The sequence below is a fragment of the Salmonella sp. SAL04162 genome (genome assembly GCF_046551535.1).
GTDB classification, from domain to species: domain Bacteria; phylum Pseudomonadota; class Gammaproteobacteria; order Enterobacterales; family Enterobacteriaceae; genus Salmonella; species Salmonella enterica.
The window spans coordinates 750,992-768,660 of record NZ_JBGDVX010000001.1; the positions used below are offsets into that span (position 1 = coordinate 750,992).

Here is a 17,669-nt window from a genome sequence, read left to right on the forward strand (position 1 = left end):
GATTTTGCTGTTAGTTTCCTCGCGAAGTTATACACGCATCCTGGACTGAGGTTTTGATGCAGTTCGAAGGAGGCGTGCATCCGTGGAAAAAAGAGGAAAGCAATGGACGTCAGCCGCAGACAATTTTTTAAAATCTGCGCGGGCGGTATGGCGGGAACAACGGTGGCCGCACTGGGTTTTACCCCTAAAATGGCCCTGGCTCAGGCGCGAAACTATAAGCTGTTGCGCGCAAAAGAGATCCGTAACTCCTGCACATACTGTTCCGTAGGTTGCGGGCTATTAATGTATAGCCTGGGAGATGGGGCAAAAAACGCGAAAGAAGCGATTTACCATATTGAAGGCGACCCGGATCATCCGGTAAGCCGTGGCGCGCTGTGCCCGAAAGGGGCCGGTTTGCTGGATTATGTTCACAGTGAAGATCGCCTACGCTATCCGGAATACCGCGCGCCGGGTTCCGACAAGTGGCAGCGCATTAGCTGGGATGACGCTTTCACTCGTATTGCTAAATTAATGAAAGCCGATCGTGACGCCAACTTTATTGAAAAGAATGAGCAGGGCGTCACGGTTAACCGCTGGCTCTCTACCGGGATGCTGTGCGCCTCGGCGGCCAGCAATGAAACGGGTATGCTGACGCAGAAGTTTGCCCGTTCTCTCGGTATGCTGGCGGTAGATAACCAGGCGCGCGTCTGACACGGACCAACGGTAGCAAGTCTTGCTCCAACATTTGGTCGCGGTGCGATGACCAACCACTGGGTGGATATTAAAAACGCCAACGTCGTTATGGTGATGGGCGGCAATGCCGCAGAAGCGCATCCGGTGGGTTTCCGCTGGGCGATGGAAGCGAAAAACAATAACGATGCGACGCTGATTGTCGTTGATCCACGCTTTACGCGTACGGCGTCGGTGGCGGATATCTATGCGCCAATACGTTCCGGTACAGACATTACCTTTCTGTCCGGCGTGTTGCTGTACCTGATCGAAAATAACAAAATCAACGCTGAGTACGTTAAGCATTACACCAACGCCAGCCTGCTGGTGCGGGATGATTTTGCCTTTGATGACGGTCTTTTCAGCGGCTATGACGCCCAAAAGCGTCAGTACGATAAATCCTCCTGGAACTACCAGTTCGATGAAAACGGCTATGCCAAACGTGATGAAACGTTGACGCACCCACGCTGTGTGTGGAATCTGCTGAAGCAGCACGTTTCGCGCTATACGCCGGACGTTGTGGAAAACATTTGCGGTACGCCGAAAGCGGACTTCCTGAAGGTGTGTGAGGTGTTAGCCTCTACCAGCGTTCCGGATCGCACTACCACCTTCCTGTATGCGCTGGGCTGGACGCAACATACCGTCGGGGCGCAGAACATCCGTACCATGGCGATGATCCAGTTGTTGCTCGGCAATATGGGGATGGCTGGCGGCGGTGTGAACGCTTTGCGCGGCCACTCTAATATTCAAGGCTTAACGGATTTAGGACTGCTCTCCACCAGCCTGCCGGGCTACCTGACGCTACCGTCAGAAAAACAGGCCGATCTGCAAACTTATCTGGCCGCGAATACCCCCAAAGCGACGCTGGCCGATCAGGTCAACTACTGGGGTAATTATCCTAAGTTCTTCGTCAGCCTGATGAAATCTTTCTATGGCGATGCGGCGCAGAAAGAGAATGACTGGGGCTTTGCCTGGCTGCCTAAGTGGGATCAGTCCTATGACGTGATCAAATATTTCAACATGATGGATAGCGGGAAAGTCACCGGCTATTTCTGTCAGGGCTTTAACCCGGTGGCGTCCTTCCCGGACAAAAACAAAGTGGTGCAAAGCTTAAGCAAACTGAAGTATCTGGTCGTTATCGATCCGCTGGTGACTGAAACATCAACGTTCTGGCAGAACCACGGCGAATCTAATGATGTCGATCCGACAACGATTCATACCGAAGTCTTCCGTCTGCCGTCTACCTGTTTTGCGGAAGAGGATGGCTCTATCGCTAACTCCGGTCGCTGGCTACAGTGGCACTGGAAAGGTCAGGACGCGCCGGGCGAAGCGCGTAACGACGGCGAGATTCTGGCCGGTATTTACCATCGTCTGCGTGAAATGTATCGCGCAGAAGGCGGTAAAGGCGCCGAGCCACTATTGAAGATGAGCTGGAACTACAAGCAGCCGGATGAACCGCATTCGGAAGAAGTGGCGAAAGAGAACAACGGCTATGCGCTGGAAGATCTCTATGACGCCAACGGTACACTGCTTGCCAGGAAAGGCCAGTTGTTGAGCAGTTTTGCATTACTGCGCGATGACGGTACGACATCCTCCTCCTGCTGGATTTATACCGGTAGCTGGACGGAGCAGGGCAACCAGATGTCCAGACGTGATAACGCCGACCCGTCAGGGCTTGGCAATACACTGGGTTGGGCGTGGGCGTGGCCGCTAAACCGTCGCGTATTGTATAACCGCGCTTCGGCGGACCCGCAGGGTAAACCATGGGATCCAAAACGGATGCTGATCCAGTGGAACGGCGCGAAGTGGACAGGGAACGATATTCCGGACTTTAACAACGCGGCGCCGGGGAGCGGGACCAATCCGTTTATCATGCAGCCGGAAGGGCTGGGACGTCTGTTTGCTATTGATAAAATGGCGGAAGGACCGTTCCCTGAACACTACGAGCCGATGGAAACGCCGCTGGGCACTAACCCGCTGCACCCGAATGTGGTCTCGAATCCGGCGGCGCGTCTGTATGAAGAAGATGCGCTGCGCATGGGTAAGAAGGAGCAGTTTCCGTACGTGGGCACGACTTACCGCCTCACAGAGCATTTCCATACCTGGACCAAACATGCGCTACTTAACGCTATCGCTCAGCCGGAACAGTTTGTGGAGATCAGTGAGACGCTGGCGGCAGCGAAAGGTATTGCTAACGGCGACTATGTGAAGGTGAGCAGTAAACGCGGGTTTATTCGCGCGGTCGCGGTGGTAACTCGTCGTCTTCGCACTCTGCATGTCAACGGTCAGCAGGTTGAAACGGTGGGGATCCCGATTCACTGGGGCTTTGAGGGTGTCGCGCGCAAGGGCTATATCGCCAATACTCTGACGCCAAATGTCGGTGATGCCAACTCGCAAACGCCGGAATACAAAGCGTTTTTAGTTAACATCGAGAAGGCGTAAGGGAGGCGAACATATGTCTATGGAAACGCAGGACATTATTAAACGGTCCGCAACAAACGCCATCACGCCGCCTCCGCAGGCGCGTGATTACAAAGCCGAAGTCGCGAAACTGATCGACGTCTCCTCCTGTGTCGGCTGTAAAGCCTGCCAGGTAGCCTGTTCTGAATGGAACGATATTCGCGATAACGTTGGCCATTGTGTCGGGGTGTACGATAACCCTGCCGATCTCAGCGCCAAGTCCTGGACGGTGATGCGCTTTACCGAAACCGAGCAGAACGGCAAGCTGGAGTGGCTGATTCGTAAAGATGGTTGTATGCACTGTGAAGATCCAGGCTGTCTTAAAGCCTGTCCATCTGCCGGGGCTATCATCCAGTACGCGAACGGGATTGTTGATTTTCAATCTGAACACTGTATCGGCTGTGGTTACTGTATCGCCGGGTGTCCGTTTAATATTCCGCGCCTCAACAAAGAGGACAACCGCGTTTATAAATGTACACTCTGCGTCGATCGCGTCAGCGTGGGCCAGGAACCGGCCTGCGTCAAAACTTGTCCGACCGGGGCTATTCACTTCGGCACCAAAAAAGAGATGCTGGAACTGGGTGAGCAACGCGTGGAGAAGTTAAAAGCGCGTGGCTTTGAACATGCCGGTATCTACAACCCGCAGGGCGTCGGCGGTACGCACGTCATGTATGTGCTGCACCATGCCAACCAGCCGGAGTTGTACCACGGCTTGCCGAAAGATCCGCAGATCGATACCTCAATCAATCTGTGGAAAGGGGCGCTAAAACCGCTGGCCGCAGCGGGCTTTATCGCCACTTTCGCCGGTCTGATTTACCACTACATCGGTATTGGCCCGAATAAAGAAACGGACGACGATGAGGAGGATCATCATGAGTAAGTCGAAAATGATTGTGCGCACGAAATTTGTCGACCGCGCCTGTCACTGGACGGTGGTGATCTGCTTCTTCCTGGTAGCGCTGTCGGGGATTTCGTTTTTCTTCCCGACGCTACAATGGCTGACGCAAACCTTTGGCACGCCGCAGATGGGACGTATTTTGCACCCGTTCTTCGGTATTGCCATTTTCATCGCTCTGATGTTTATGTTCGTGCGTTTCGTCCACCACAACATCCCGGATAAAAAAGATATTCCGTGGCTGAAAAATATTGTCGAAGTATTGAAAGGCAATGAGCATAAGGTGGCGGATGTCGGCAAATACAATGCCGGACAGAAGATGATGTTCTGGTCCATTATGAGCATGATTTTTGTGCTGCTGGTGACTGGCGTGATTATCTGGCGTCCGTATTTCGCGCAGTATTTCCCCATGCAGGTGGTGCGTTATAGCCTGTTAATTCATGCGGCGGCGGGCATTATTTTAATGCACGCGATCCTCATCCATATGTATATGGCATTTTGGGTGAAAGGCTCGATTAAAGGCATGATCGAAGGGAAGGTCAGCCGTCGCTGGGCGAAGAAACATCATCCACGCTGGTATCGTGAAATCGAGAAGGCGGAAGCAAAAAAAGAGAGCGAAGAAGGTATTCAGTAATTCTTTCGCGATCTGATAAACAAGGCGCTATCCTGGTAGCGCCTTGTTTTCATCTGCTGTCTGTATACTCAGACGACCACAGCAAATCGTTTAACGACGGAAATCGATGACCATACGGCCACGAATTTGTCCCTGTTCCATCTCTTTAAAAATAGCGTTGATATCTTCAAGCGGACGTAAAGCGACTTTTGGCACGACTTTTCCTTCCGCCGCGAACTGGAAGGCTTCGGTCAGATCCTGGCGTGTCCCCACCAACGAACCGACAACCTGAATGCCATCTAGCACCAGGCGAGGGATATCAAGGTTCATGGCTTCTGGCGGCAGCCCGACTGCCACCACGCGGCCTCCGGCGCGAACGGCATCTACTGCGGAATTAAACGCCGCCTTAGCGACCGCGGTAACCACCGCTGCGTGCGCGCCACCGGTTTTTTCCTGCACAATTTTAGCCGCATCTTCCGTACGTGAATTAATGGTCAGATCTGCGCCCATTTCCTCGGCCAGTTTCAGTTGTCCATCATTGACATCAATGGCGATCACTTTCGCATTGAAAACGTTTTTCGCGTACTGCAAGGCCAGATTACCCAGACCGCCCAGACCGTAGATGGCAATCCACTGGCCAGGTTTAATATGAGAAATCTTCACCGCTTTATAGGTGGTAACGCCCGCGCAGGTAATACTACTTGCCGCCGCAGAGTCCAGACCTTCCGGTACTTTCACCGCATAATCCGCGACGACAATACACTCTTCGGCCATGCCGCCATCTACCGTGTAACCGGCATTTTTCACGTTGCGGCATAAGGTTTCATTGCCCGTATTGCAATACTCACAGTGTCCGCATCCTTCATAAAACCACGCGACACTCGCGCGATCGCCGGGTTTCAGCGAGGTGACACCAGGACCGACTTCCGCCACGACGCCAATGCCTTCGTGTCCCAGAATGACGCCGGTTTTGTCACCGAAATCTCCGTTTTTCACGTGTAGATCGGTATGGCATACGCCGCAGCACTCCATTTTTAGCAAAGCTTCACCGTGGCGAAGGGGACGCAGCGTTTTCTCAGTAACATCAACCTGATGATCTTGTGTGACAACAGCAGCTTTCATAACCTTCTCCTTTTCTTAATAGTGAACTGCATAGCAGGTAATAGCAGGTAAGGTGCTATTACCTCTTTAGGATTAATATTTCTGATGAGTTATGCAAGGCGGCAGAAATACAATGTAATAGTTTAGCCAGGATTATCCTGATAAATCCCCGTTCAATACATAAAGGTGGCTAATATTAGTAGCTTGACAAATAAGCAGGGAAAGGAATTCAGGGGTGTCGACAGACTCACCAAAACTAAAGAAGAAAGAGATATCCGGCGGCATTCACCGCCGGGTACGTATTAAATGGAAGTCCGACGGTAGTCGCGGTATTCCGGTTTCCAGAAGTTATCGTCAATCGCCTGTTGCAGCGCTTCCGCAGAGGTTTTCACCGCTACACCTTGCTGCTGCGCCATTTTGCCTACGGCAAAAGCGATAGCGCGCGACACGACCTGGATATCTTTAAGCGCTGGCAACACTAATCCTTCGCCGTTATTGACCAGCGGAGAATGTTTCGCCAGCGTCTCACTGGCTGACATCAGCATTTCATCAGTAATGCGCGATGCGCCGGAAGCGATAACCCCCAGACCGATGCCGGGGAAAATATAGGCGTTATTACATTGTGCGATCGGATAAATCTTATCTTTCCAGATGACCGGCGAGAATGGGCTGCCGGTTGCCACCAGCGCGTTGCCTTCCGTCCAGGCGATAATGTCCTGTGGCGTGGCCTCCACGCGAGAGGTGGGATTAGAGAGCGGCATGACGATTGGGCGAGGGCAATGCTTATGCATCTCGCGGATGATCTCTTCAGTAAAGAGCCCGGTCTGGCCGGAAACCCCGATCAGAATATCCGGCTTCACGTTACGCACCACATCCAGCAGCGACAGCACGTCATTTTCGGTATCCCAGTGCTGGAGATTGTCGCATTTCTGCACCAGTTTTGCCTGGAACGGCAATAAATTAGGCATCCGGTCCGTCAACAGGCCGAAGCGATCGACCATAAAAACGTTCTGTCGAGCGGCATCTTCGCTTAAACCTTCACGCTGAGTCTGCGCGATGATCTGTTCAGCAATTCCACATCCGGCGGAACCCGCGCCGAGGAAAACGATTTTCTGCTCGCTAAGCTGACTGCCGGCAGCGCGGCTGGCGGCGATCAACGTACCGACGGTCACGGCTGCGGTGCCCTGAATATCATCGTTAAAGGAGCAAATCTCATCACGATAGCGCGTCAACAGCGGCATTGCGTTTTTCTGCGCGAAATCTTCGAACTGTAGCAGGATATCTGGCCAGCGCTGCTTAACGGCCTGAATAAACTCATCGACAAACGCATAATACTCATCGTCGGTAATGCGCGGATGACGCCAGCCCATGTAAAGCGGATCGTTGAGTAACTGTTGATTGTTGGTGCCGACATCCAGCACAACGGGAAGGGTATAGGCCGGACTAATGCCGCCGCAGGCGGTGTATAATGACAGCTTACCGATAGGGATCCCCATCCCGCCGATGCCCTGATCGCCAAGCCCCAGAATCCGCTCGCCATCCGTCACCACAATAACTTTAATGTTGTGGTTAGGCACATTCTGCAAAATGTCGTCCATATTGTGACGGTTCGGATAAGAGATAAATACGCCGCGCGCCCGGCGATAAATCTCAGAGAAGCGCTCACAGGCCGCGCCCACGGTCGGGGTATAGATAACCGGCATCATCTCTTCAAGATGGTTTTGCACCAGTCGATAAAAGAGCGTTTCGTTGGTATCCTGGATGTTACGCAGGTAAATATGCTTATCGATTTCTGTTTTAAACCCCTGATACTGGAGCCAGGCGCGTTCGGCCTGTTCTTCAATCGACTCGACGACCTCCGGCAGCAGCCCTGACAAATTGAAGTTGCGGCGCTCTTCTACGCTAAAAGCGCTGCCTTTGTTTAACAGGGGGAATTCCAGCAATACAGGGCCAGCGTAAGGGATATAAAGGGAACGTGCTTTCTTGGTTGTAGTTTCCATGTTACTCACTCTTTTTCGAATAACTGTCCCTGGCACCGTCGTTTATCATCATATATTGCCTTCCACCAGGGAACCGACCCTGAGTATAAAGCATTGTGAGACGTTAAGGTCATTCCTATAAACAAAAACACCATTGCAGATGCAATGGTGTTTAACGTCATTTCAGGACTGTACGATTACTTTTGGCTATCGGCGCGGCGCTTTCTGCCGGTTGGGTTATTCACCACGCTGCTGGTGTCGCCTTCAGTAACAACCTTACGCTGGTTGGAAATTCTGTAATCCAGTCCAAGTATATGACGAGCCTGACGGTTCGATTTCATGTTAACTCCTCAATCCTGTTGCTAGTTTTAAGGACAAATTCGCTTACGCGAAAGAAACGTAACCCCTAAGGTTGCCGATACAGCATAGCAGGTTTTACAGAGTAGGGTGCTGCCCGCTTACCACATAGTTGATGGTCTGCTGGTAGATGTCACTGAGGATGTCATTGTCGGAAGCCTCAACCCATTTGGTCAGCTCCATTAAAATATCATCTTCAGTGACAACGCCTAACTCCGCGCGTAATCCTTGTTCAATCGCGTTGACCAGGGCCGGTTGTGCTGCTGAGGTATTTGCTGAGTGATAAGTAAACATATAATGCCTCCGTGAACATGTATTTGTTTAGTACGGCTCGCAGAAAATTAATTCGTATTCAGCATGGCAAATATTTTTGCGGCTGTGGTTAAGATTAGTCCTGGAGTTATTTTAACGCAAGGCGGAACTCTAATTGTTTACCCCAGAAGAAAATATATTACGTTTGCCAATTACATGTCCTCATACAAATAGTGGTCAATTAATATACATTTAAAAGGCTAGTTATTGCGATTTTTATCTTTTATTACAACGAGATAAGACAAATCTTAATTTGAATAAAAATATACATAGTGGAATACGCTTCCGGAAGAAAACGTAAGGATAAAAGGAGGGATATATTCTTTAAAGAAAGGGAGGCCTGTTGATTTAATATCCATCACTGAAAAAGCATACAACTATTTTCTATATCTGAAGTGCGGGTAATTGACAACATGCTACATCCATCGGCATGGACAACGCAGATTAGCAGCATGGTCTATACTTTATTTTTTGAGCCAACAGGAGAGCAAAAATGACAATCCATAAGAAAGGTCAGGCACACTGGGAAGGCGACATCAAACGGGGTAAAGGTACCGTATCAACAGAAAGCGGCGTGCTTAATCAACAACCGTATGGATTCAATACCCGGTTCGAAGGCGCGCAGGGGACCAACCCGGAAGAGTTAATTGGCGCCGCACATGCGGCCTGTTTCTCCATGGCACTATCACTCATGCTGGGAGAGGCTGGATTTACGCCGACATCCATTGACACCACCGCTGACGTATCGCTTGATAAGGTGGAGGCGGGCTTCGCCATTACCAAAATTGCGCTACAAAGCAAAGTCGCGGTAGCAGATATTGATGCTTCAACTTTCGATCAAATCATCCAGAAAGCAAAAGCCGGGTGCCCGGTATCGCAGGTTCTGAATGCGGAAATCACCCTCGACTACCAGCTTAACGCCTGATAACTCCGCCAGCCCGGTAACGACTCTTGTTTATCGGGCTGTTGAATATCGCTTTTTCTCCCTCTCTCATTTTCTTCACGCTATCGGGCGTTAAAAGTACACGGAGCGAATGAAAAAGTATCAGACGTCAGGAACCTCGAGAAGCGTCTTCTTACCGTGTCTTTGTTGGTATTCGTTACAGGTGTTAATCATTTTCTTTGCAGCTCCTTTTAGTAAAGAAAGCATTAAATCATCATAATCAACGTAGAATCTGGTTGTTTCGGTTTCCGTTTTTATCTCCCCAATTGCTGCTATTTCAGTGGCTAATTTCAATTTTGCCGCATCGATATCTTTATTCGCTTGTTTCACTGTAGCCGATAAGCTAGTAAAGAAATTTTGCACTGCTTTTAGCCTGTTATTCAATTCTGGAATCAATTTCCCTTCAATCACGCCCGCAGCAATAGAATAGGAAATAATTAATCCAAATGGACCGGCGACTATGCCTGCAGCAGCACCGGCATAAGCTTCCTTACGAATTCTATCCACCTGTGACTGGAAATAACTACTTTTTTCCGAGAAATCATTAGTTAACTGGCTATCTAATGCCAGCAGTTTTCCTGAAGCGTTGTTGAAACTTTGTGAACTTGCCAGGAGAGATTTTTGCGCTTCATTCAGTTTATTGACGCCATCATCTAATATCCTGATGAGAATATCTTTCTGGGCTGATGCTTTTTTCTCATTATATTCATCAAATAGTAAAATATACGCTGAGAGTAATTGCGTCACGACACCACACCATTCATAAACAGTTTGTGTCGCTTCAAAATACTTGTCCTGGCTGTCCATAAGCAAAACTTTAATATCACCAACTAAAACAGAAGCTTCCTGCGAGTACTCCTGTTTAAAACGGCTTAACTCTTTTATGGTTTCATCAAAGGTCTTCCAGGGGATGACCTGGTCGAGGTATTTGTTATAAAAATCTAATGCCCCATCTGCGGTTTCGATCGCGCTTTTAACTACCTCTACAGTTTGTTCTGCAAATATTCCAGTCATAATTATTTGCCTCTTTAAATATATAAATTGCAATTAAGCTATTGTTTTATAACTTATTTCTACCTATTACCTCCAGACAGCTTTTGTAGCTTAAGTTAACATTCCAGAAGCTGGAAATACTGCCAGCTTTCTGCTTATCTACGCAGGGTACGATTACTCTGCTGCATTTTCTCCAGAATACGACCAAAAGAAACTGTTTTGCTTCCTACTTTCACCATCCCATCTTCCGGTAAGTAGCTAAATTTGACGTACAGTATATTGTTGCTGGTTTTATCTTTTGGCTTCATAGCCAAAATAGCTTGCTGTAATGCTTTTAGGTCGGCGGGGATTCCCACCGCATCGGTGATATCGGTACCGGGCACAAATTTCGATACCTGATCAACAGTTTGAGTCAATATATCCTGCAGCGGAAATAAGCCGGTAAAACGTTGTTTGGGTTTATATTTTGTCACTCCAATATAAATGTCAGGTAGACCTTTAATGTGGTTTTCAATACTGCGAGTTTTATTTTGCAACATAAATTCGCTAATCTCTACCGGAGAGCCGATCAATACCAGAGGTTTCACTCCTGCACCTTTTTCGGAAAAGAGATAGTTGTTATTGCTGCTTTTTACTGCTTTCTGCAACTCGCCACGATCCATGATTAAGCTGTAATATTTACCCTCTTTCACAACAGGTTTTGGTTCACGCCACATATTGATATCGCTAGCTTGTGCTAAACTGGATGCCATCATGTAACCGAAAAACGCCAATGTTACGGATAGTTTCATTAACTTTACCTTTTAATTAGCCAAAAAAAATAGCACTCGTAAAAAGTATAAAGCCGTGGTTACAACAAAACATAAACGTCGCTCACTTCACCGATAAGCATTTATTTATCTTAATAATGTAAATTACCCTTCCAATAATGCCTGAATTATTACCCTTTGGATTCAACTGCTTGCAGTTATAGTGCTAAATAACAATAAATCTACTGGAAGTATACAGTTTGTGTACGAAAGGTGTTTTTTATGATTACGGAAACCTGAAATTGTCCGACTATCTGTAAATGCTATGAAATTGTATTGTAGATCCGATTGCGCCCGGTGCTGATGACTACCGGGGCAATAGTGGTTGGTTTAGCCCTGATAGGGTTCGCCAGCGGCGTAGACGCCGCAAGCCGTTTTGGCCAGGGCTGGTGGTTGCCTCCGGAATGCTGACAGGCAATCTGTTTACGATGTTTGTTCTGCCCACCGTTTGTGTCTGGCTGGCGCGATTGCGACAGCATGTCAGAGCGAAGTTCTCTTTCATCAGCTCAACGTAGCGCATACCTCGTCATTTGCTATTGTCGTGGTCTACTTTTTCGCCCTAAAATCTGCTCGCCATGTTGCTTTATTCATCAAACATCAAAATCAGTCAACGTAAATATCAATAATAGCCATATCACGGAGGGTGATCTTTATTCCTGAGAGAGGAGGGGTATTATTTTCTGCGTTCTACATTAACGGGTTAACGCGCAGATGTAGAGGTTATTTATATAATTATTGGAGCAACAACAATGAATAAATTCTCCCTTGCTACAGCAGGTATTATCGTGGCAGCGCTGGTAACCAGTGTTAGCGTGAATGCGGCAACAGATACTACTAAAACAAACGTTACGCCTAAAGGTATGAGCTGCCAGGAGTTTGTTGACCTCAATCCGCAGACTATGGCGCCAGTCGCTTTCTGGGTGCTGAATGAAGATGAAGATTTTAAAGGCGGGGACTACGTTGATTTCCAGGAAACTGAGACGACAGCAGTGCCGCTAGCCGTTGAGCTTTGTAAGAAAAACCCGCAGAGTGAATTAAGCAAAATAAAAGACGAAATCAAGAAAGAACTCTCAAAATAAGAGTAAACTGATATCAAAACCCGGCCTGTGTGTCGGGTTTTACTATTTGTGACACCGTCACAAATAACATCTTCCATTTCTTCTACCAATCACGTGGTATTGCACTATTTTCATTAGAGCCCTTTCACTATATGGAGACCTAATGAAAATTTTACCGCTGGCACTCTTTATCATTCCTTTTCTGGCCGGATGTGGCGCCAATAATACGCCGCCGCAAACGCCTATTCCCGGGGAAAAAACATCTGCCAAATTACGTACCCTGGAAACAGGCGCGGCGGCTATTCAATCCAGACCACCTGTCGATGCCATCAGTACCTACCTTGACGGGTTCCATTTTTATAGCGGTGATAAAAACGGACAGATGGAAGCGCACCATTACGTTACCGTCCTGAACGAAGATGTCATGCAGGCGGTGATTTACGACGGCAATACGAAAAACGCGCGCCTGATGGGGGTGGAGTACATTATCAGCGAACGTTTATTTAAAACGCTTCCTCCCGAGGAGAAAAAACTGTGGCACAGCCACCAGTACGAGGTGAAATCCGGTAGCCTGGTGGCGCCTGGCTTACCGCAGGTCGCTGATAAGGCGTTGATGAGTAAGATTGTTAATACTTATGGCAAGACCTGGCACACCTGGCATACCGACCGGGATAAAACCCTGCCAATGGGTATCCCTGCGCTGATGATGGGCTTTACTGGCGACGGGCAGCTTGACCCCGCGCTGCTGGCCGATCGGGATCGCCGTCTGGGAATTGATACCCAGGCCATTAAACGCGAGCGGCAGGATCTGCCTGAACATCCCGTTATCAAGGGGGCTAACGCCTGGGAGCAGGGAGAAGTTATCCAGCTACAGCGTGTTCAGGGCGCTGGCGAACACGGGCGAGGCGATACCGCGCACTTCGGTACATCTGAGCAATCCCGACAATAATTCCACGCTTTTACACGCAGATACGAAAAAGAACGCCTGTTAAGTGACAGTGTCACGTAAAGATTAGCCCCATAGTCTATGCTTGTTCTTCGGATGCTGTAGAGGTTATGGGTTAAACGGAGCGATAAATGAGTTCAAAAATTTTTTGCAAAAGCTGGGGGGCTGAATATATCGCCGCTGATGTTGTCCGCTTTCGTCTTTGGGCCACCGGTCAGCAAAAGGTTATGCTCAGGCTTGCGGGTAAAGACCAGGAAATGCAGGCGAGCGGTGACGGCTGGTTTACGCTGGACGTCTCCGGGGTGACGCCAGGTACGGAGTATAATTTTGTACTCAGCGATGGCATGGTGGTCCCCGATCCGGCTTCCCGCGCCCAAAAAACTGACGTCAACGGTCCGTCATATGTGATTGATCCAGGCAGCTACGCGTGGCGCAACACCGGGTGGAAAGGTAGCCGTTGGGAGCAGGCCGTGGTGTACGAGATGCATACAGGCACGTTCACTCCGGAAGGCACCTTCCGCGCCGCAATAGCGAAGCTGCCTTATCTCGCTGAACTCGGCGTTACCGTTATTGAAGTGATGCCCGTTGCGCAATTTGGCGGCGAACGCGGCTGGGGCTATGACGGCGTACTGCTTTACGCGCCGCATTCAGCCTATGGGACGCCGGATGATTTCAAAGCGTTTATTGACGCCGCGCATGGGTATGGTCTTTCCGTCGTCCTGGATATTGTGCTGAACCATTTCGGCCCGGAGGGAAATTATTTACCGCTATTGGCGCCGGCGTTTTTCCACAAAGAGCGCATGACGCCGTGGGGAAATGGTATCGCCTATGATGTCGACGCCGTGCGGCGCTATATCATCGAGGCGCCGTTATACTGGCTGACAGAATACCATCTCGACGGCTTACGCTTTGACGCTATCGATCAGATTGAGGACAGTAGCGCCAGGCATGTGCTGGTTGAAATCGCACAACGTATTCGGGAAGACATTACCGACAGACCCATTCATCTGACCACCGAAGATAGCCGCAATATTATTTCTCTGCATCCCCGAGATCAGGATGGCAATGCGCCGCTGTTTACCGCCGAATGGAATGACGATTTTCATAATGCCGTCCACGTTTTTGCGACCGGAGAGACCCAGGCCTACTACAACGATTTTGCTGATGCCCCGGAAAAACACCTCGCAAGAGCGCTGGCCGAAGGATTCGCTTATCAGGGAGAAATTTCACCACAAACCGGCGAACCTCGCGGCGTAAAAAGTACCGGACAACCCCCGGTCGCTTTTGTGGATTTTATTCAGAATCACGATCAGGTCGGTAACCGCGCCCAGGGCGACAGACTGATAACCCTGGCGGGTGCTGAACGAACAAAAGTATTGCTCGCCACGTTGCTGCTTTCACCGCATATTCCGCTGCTTTTTATGGGCGAAGAGTATGGCGAAAGCCGTCCTTTTCTTTTTTTTACCGATTTCCATGGGGATTTAGCCCGCGCCGTTCGTGAAGGTCGCGCAAAAGAGTTTGCCGATCATGCAGGGGAAAATGTTCCGGACCCGAATGCGCCAGAGACCTTTCAACGCTCAAAACTTAACTGGAAGCAACAGCACAGTGAAGAGGGTAAAGCGTGGCTGGCGTTTACCCGCGAACTACTGCTTTTGCGCCAGAAGCATATCGTACCGCTGTTGTCCGCTGCCCGTGAGAGCTCAGGAACGGTATTGCAAACCGCGCCCGGGTTTATTGCCGTTAGCTGGCGTTTTCCGGGAGGAACACTGTCACTGGCGCTGAATATTAGCGCCACGACGGTATTACTGCCCGATTTACCGGGTAAGACTCTCTTCGCCTGGCCGAATGAATCCACCGGGTCGCTTTCCCAACATTCTCTTATTGTCCGCTTAGCCCAGGGAGAGTCTGCATCATGATCCCAACTGCAACGTATCGCCTTCAGTTTCGTAATGGCATGACCTTCGATCGCGCTGCGGCGCTGGTGCCTTACCTTAAAAATCTGGGTATCAGCCATCTTTATGCCTCACCCATCTTTACCGCCACCAAAGCGTCAACGCATGGTTATGATGTCACCGATGCGAATGAGATTGAGCCTTCTATTGGCGGGCGTGAAGGATTTGAAAGACTGGTGGCTGAACTTAAAGCGCAAGGTCTGGGATTGATCATCGATATTGTGCCTAATCACATGGCCAGCTCGCTAGAAAACGCCTGGTGGCGCGACGTGCTTGAATATGGCAAGGAGAGCCGTTACGCGCGCCATTTCGATATTGACTGGTCGCGCCGACTGACGCTGCCTTTTTTAGGCGACACGTTTGACGCCGTGCTGGAAAACGGAGAAATTGCGATCAAGCCCGATCCCGCTACGGGTAAACCCGCGTTCGCCTATTATGATAACTATTATCCGCTTGCGCCGGCGACATGGCAGGGGCGCGAGGCCGAAATACTGGCGCTTACCGATAAAGCCGCTATTGCTGATTTGCATGAGCGCCAGCCGTGGAAATTAATGTCCTGGCGCGATGCTGCTCGCTCGCTTTCATATCGGCGTTTCTTTGAGGTCACAGGGCTGGTAGGAATGCGGGTGGAAGATAAAACCGTCTTCGACGATACACATCGGCTGATTCTGGAGCTGGTCAGAACGGGGGCGGTTGACGGTTTACGTATCGATCATATCGACGGCCTTGCCGATCCGAAAGCCTATCTTGCGCGTTTACGTCAGGAAGTGGGGCCGGCGTGCTATATCACCGTGGAAAAAATTCTCGCTAAAGGCGAGCAACTTCCTGATGACTGGCCGGTTTCCGGCACCACAGGCTATGAATTCATCGCCTCGCTGGCGGAGGTGCTGGTTGACGATGAGCAGATAGACAATCTGCGCCAGGCTTACGAGACCGTTAAAGGCGCGCCAGTGGATATGCGGGCGGAATTACGGGCAGCTAAATTGCTGATGGTCGATCGCAATTTCGAGGGGGAATTTACCCGGCTGCTCGCGCTTGCGCTGTCGATTGCCAGCGAGCTACAGATCGCACAGGAAGAGAGCGTCGTTCGGCAGGCGTTACGCGAGTTATTAATTGCCTTTCCCGTATATCGCACTTACGGCACGGCAGAAGGGCTACCGCCGACCGATATTTGCCTGTTACACCGTATTGTGGAACGGGTAAAGACGCTTGAAAACCCTCCGCAGCCAGAAGCGCTTACATTTCTGAGCCGCCTTCTTACCGGCGATGTTCCCACCTCCAGCCTGGAGGAGGCGACACAGTTTCGCGTTCGGTTCCAACAACTCACCGGTCCGCTGATGGCGAAATCGGTAGAGGATACGCTTTTCTTTCGTCAAAACATGGGACTGGCGTTAAATGAAGTCGGCGCCGAGCCCGTCACGCATCACTTCTCCATTGAACGCTTTCACCATGAGATGAAAACCCGACAGGCGCGACAGCCTGACGCGTTATCCGGTACGTCGACCCACGATACCAAGCGAGGCGAGGATGCGCGAGCACGGCTGTATACGCTTACCGAAGCGCCGGAACAGTGGAGCGAATGCCTTGCCCGCTGGCGGCAGATGAACCAGACCCATGTCAAATTTTTGAATGATGGCACTGCGCCAAAATCGGCGGATACGTGGATGTTATATCAGGCGCTGACCGGCGTCTGGCCCCCGATGCTACAACCACAGGACGAAACAGGTTTAAACGCGCTGAAAATACGCTTTGAAGCCTTTGTGGAGAAAGCGCTACGCGAAGCGAAGCTACGTACCGATTGGGTGGACAGTAATGAGGCTTACGAAACGGCAATGCTTGATTACGCCCGTTATTTACTGGCGCCGGATAATCAGACATTTTTGCAGGATTTTTATCGTTCCTTGCAATCCTTCATCCGCGCAGGGCTGGTTAACAGCCTGACGCAGACCGTTATCAAATTAACCGCGCCGGGAGTACCTGATATCTATCAGGGAAGCGAGGCGTTGAATTTTAGCCTTGTCGATCCCGACAACCGCCGCGAACCGGATTTCGCCACGCTGGCGCAGCAGTTAGACCAGCTAACGCCGGGAGTTTTCTCGTGCGAAGAGAGTTGGCTGAACGGGCAGGTGAATCAGTATGCCACCGCCGCCTTACTGCGTCTGCGTCAGCAGAATCATGAGCTCTTCCGTTTTGGCGACTATATACCGCTGCGGGCTATTGGTCAGCGTGCCGACAAGGTCATCGCTTACGCCAGAGTCAATCATGATGATGCGCTGATTGTTGTTGCGCCCCGACTGGTGTTCGCCGAATGTGACGGCTTATTGTCACAATCGCATAGCGGTTTCTGGGCAGGAACCGACATTATTATACCCGGACAGCTTAATCAGCATCGTTATCGCAATGTGCTTACCCAGGAGAGGTTAATGCCTGGTGAACGCCTGTCGTTGGCCTCACATCAGGGCGGCGTACTGGTTTTAATGAGCGACTGAGTTTATGTGTTGATGTGCCGTGACAGGACAACGTTTACCGTGGGTGGAGAAAGA

Annotated in this window: 14 protein-coding genes and 1 pseudogene; 9 read left to right on the top strand and 6 right to left on the bottom strand. The window is 50.2% G+C overall.

Annotation, left to right across the window (positions count from 1 at the left end; translation table 11 throughout):
• Positions 1-102 precede the first annotated feature (102 nt).
• Genes fdnG through fdnI form a run of 3 tightly spaced genes read left to right on the top strand, consistent with a single transcriptional unit; the run spans position 103 to position 4,697 of the window.
• Positions 103-3,150 carry a formate dehydrogenase-N subunit alpha gene (gene fdnG, locus ACLJRH_RS03950; RefSeq protein WP_077909916.1) on the top strand — a complete coding sequence of 1,016 codons (3,048 nt, stop codon included), beginning with the start codon at positions 103-105 and terminating at the stop codon, positions 3,148-3,150.
• A 13-nt stretch (positions 3,151-3,163) separates the two neighbouring features.
• Entirely contained in the window at positions 3,164-4,048 is an 885-nt protein-coding gene (gene fdxH / locus ACLJRH_RS03955; RefSeq protein WP_000061599.1) for a formate dehydrogenase subunit beta, read from the top strand.
• Complete coding sequence (fdnI, locus tag ACLJRH_RS03960) at positions 4,041-4,697, top strand: formate dehydrogenase-N subunit gamma (protein ID WP_000045657.1); 657 nt, start codon at positions 4,041-4,043, stop codon at positions 4,695-4,697. The genes fdxH and fdnI overlap by 8 nt, the downstream gene beginning before the upstream one ends.
• A 90-nt stretch (positions 4,698-4,787) precedes the next feature.
• Here the strand turns inward: fdnI and adhP are convergent, their stop codons facing one another.
• The 4 genes from adhP to bdm all read right to left on the bottom strand — a co-directional run bounded on the left by adhP (position 4,788) and on the right by bdm (position 8,407).
• Positions 4,788-5,798: an alcohol dehydrogenase AdhP gene (gene adhP / locus ACLJRH_RS03965; protein ID WP_000642446.1), complete on the bottom strand. Its 1,011-nt coding sequence runs from the start codon at positions 5,796-5,798 to the stop codon at positions 4,788-4,790.
• A 281-nt stretch (positions 5,799-6,079) separates the two neighbouring features.
• Positions 6,080-7,777: an NAD-dependent malic enzyme gene (locus tag ACLJRH_RS03970; protein ID WP_000450509.1), complete on the bottom strand. Its 1,698-nt coding sequence runs from the start codon at positions 7,775-7,777 to the stop codon at positions 6,080-6,082.
• 176 nt (positions 7,778-7,953) lie between these two features.
• A complete protein-coding gene (gene sra, locus ACLJRH_RS03975) occupies positions 7,954-8,097 on the bottom strand; it encodes a stationary-phase-induced ribosome-associated protein (protein WP_000841559.1) in 144 nt (47 codons plus the stop codon).
• A gap of 94 nt (positions 8,098-8,191) precedes the next feature.
• The gene (gene bdm, locus ACLJRH_RS03980) at positions 8,192-8,407 is read right to left on the bottom strand and encodes a biofilm-dependent modulation protein (protein WP_000495700.1); all 216 of its coding nucleotides are present in this window, start codon (positions 8,405-8,407) and stop codon (positions 8,192-8,194) included.
• Between the two features lie 511 nt (positions 8,408-8,918).
• Between bdm and ACLJRH_RS03985 the strand changes: the two genes are divergently transcribed.
• Complete coding sequence (locus tag ACLJRH_RS03985) at positions 8,919-9,350, top strand: OsmC family protein (protein ID WP_000152297.1); 432 nt, start codon at positions 8,919-8,921, stop codon at positions 9,348-9,350.
• Between the two features lie 120 nt (positions 9,351-9,470).
• Here the strand turns inward: ACLJRH_RS03985 and hlyE are convergent, their stop codons facing one another.
• Positions 9,471-10,382 carry a hemolysin HlyE gene (gene hlyE / locus ACLJRH_RS03990; RefSeq protein ID WP_023136884.1) on the bottom strand — a complete coding sequence of 304 codons (912 nt, stop codon included), beginning with the start codon at positions 10,380-10,382 and terminating at the stop codon, positions 9,471-9,473.
• Between the two features lie 134 nt (positions 10,383-10,516).
• Positions 10,517-11,152, bottom strand: a complete 636-nt coding sequence (locus ACLJRH_RS03995; protein ID WP_000778345.1) for a hypothetical protein — start codon at positions 11,150-11,152, stop codon at positions 10,517-10,519.
• Positions 11,153-11,452: 300 nt separating this feature from the next.
• Between ACLJRH_RS03995 and ACLJRH_RS04000 the strand changes: the two are divergent.
• The 5 genes and pseudogenes from ACLJRH_RS04000 to treY form a co-directional block, all read left to right on the top strand.
• Positions 11,453-11,685 (top strand): annotated as a pseudogene (locus ACLJRH_RS04000) (efflux RND transporter permease subunit); the annotation flags it as partial.
• Between the two features lie 234 nt (positions 11,686-11,919).
• Positions 11,920-12,249, top strand: a complete 330-nt coding sequence (hdeB, locus tag ACLJRH_RS04005) for an acid-activated periplasmic chaperone HdeB (RefSeq protein WP_001032161.1) — start codon at positions 11,920-11,922, stop codon at positions 12,247-12,249.
• 142 nt (positions 12,250-12,391) lie between these two features.
• Entirely contained in the window at positions 12,392-13,177 is a 786-nt protein-coding gene (locus tag ACLJRH_RS04010) for an OBAP family protein (protein WP_000698596.1), read from the top strand.
• A 128-nt stretch (positions 13,178-13,305) separates the two neighbouring features.
• Positions 13,306-15,090 carry a malto-oligosyltrehalose trehalohydrolase gene (gene treZ / locus ACLJRH_RS04015; RefSeq protein WP_023136883.1) on the top strand — a complete coding sequence of 595 codons (1,785 nt, stop codon included), beginning with the start codon at positions 13,306-13,308 and terminating at the stop codon, positions 15,088-15,090.
• Positions 15,087-17,615 carry a malto-oligosyltrehalose synthase gene (gene treY / locus ACLJRH_RS04020; protein ID WP_023136882.1) on the top strand — a complete coding sequence of 843 codons (2,529 nt, stop codon included), beginning with the start codon at positions 15,087-15,089 and terminating at the stop codon, positions 17,613-17,615. The genes treZ and treY overlap by 4 nt, the downstream gene beginning before the upstream one ends.
• Positions 17,616-17,669: the final 54 nt, after the last annotated feature.

What these genes read in the sequence shown, in the direction of transcription:
- fdxH (WP_000061599.1), top strand. Translation starts at nt 3,164, where the DNA reads ATGTCTATGGAAACGCAGGACATTATTAAACGGTCCGCAACAAACGCC.
- fdnI (WP_000045657.1), top strand. Translation starts at nt 4,041, where the DNA reads ATGAGTAAGTCGAAAATGATTGTGCGCACGAAATTTGTCGACCGCGCC.
- adhP (WP_000642446.1), bottom strand. Translation starts at nt 5,798, where the DNA reads ATGAAAGCTGCTGTTGTCACACAAGATCATCAGGTTGATGTTACTGAG.
- ACLJRH_RS03970 (WP_000450509.1), bottom strand. Translation starts at nt 7,777, where the DNA reads ATGGAAACTACAACCAAGAAAGCACGTTCCCTTTATATCCCTTACGCT.
- sra (WP_000841559.1), bottom strand. Translation starts at nt 8,097, where the DNA reads ATGAAATCGAACCGTCAGGCTCGTCATATACTTGGACTGGATTACAGA.
- bdm (WP_000495700.1), bottom strand. Translation starts at nt 8,407, where the DNA reads ATGTTTACTTATCACTCAGCAAATACCTCAGCAGCACAACCGGCCCTG.
- ACLJRH_RS03985 (WP_000152297.1), top strand. Translation starts at nt 8,919, where the DNA reads ATGACAATCCATAAGAAAGGTCAGGCACACTGGGAAGGCGACATCAAA.
- hlyE (WP_023136884.1), bottom strand. Translation starts at nt 10,382, where the DNA reads ATGACTGGAATATTTGCAGAACAAACTGTAGAGGTAGTTAAAAGCGCG.
- ACLJRH_RS03995 (WP_000778345.1), bottom strand. Translation starts at nt 11,152, where the DNA reads ATGAAACTATCCGTAACATTGGCGTTTTTCGGTTACATGATGGCATCC.
- hdeB (WP_001032161.1), top strand. Translation starts at nt 11,920, where the DNA reads ATGAATAAATTCTCCCTTGCTACAGCAGGTATTATCGTGGCAGCGCTG.
- ACLJRH_RS04010 (WP_000698596.1), top strand. Translation starts at nt 12,392, where the DNA reads ATGAAAATTTTACCGCTGGCACTCTTTATCATTCCTTTTCTGGCCGGA.
- treZ (WP_023136883.1), top strand. Translation starts at nt 13,306, where the DNA reads ATGAGTTCAAAAATTTTTTGCAAAAGCTGGGGGGCTGAATATATCGCC.
- treY (WP_023136882.1), top strand. Translation starts at nt 15,087, where the DNA reads ATGATCCCAACTGCAACGTATCGCCTTCAGTTTCGTAATGGCATGACC.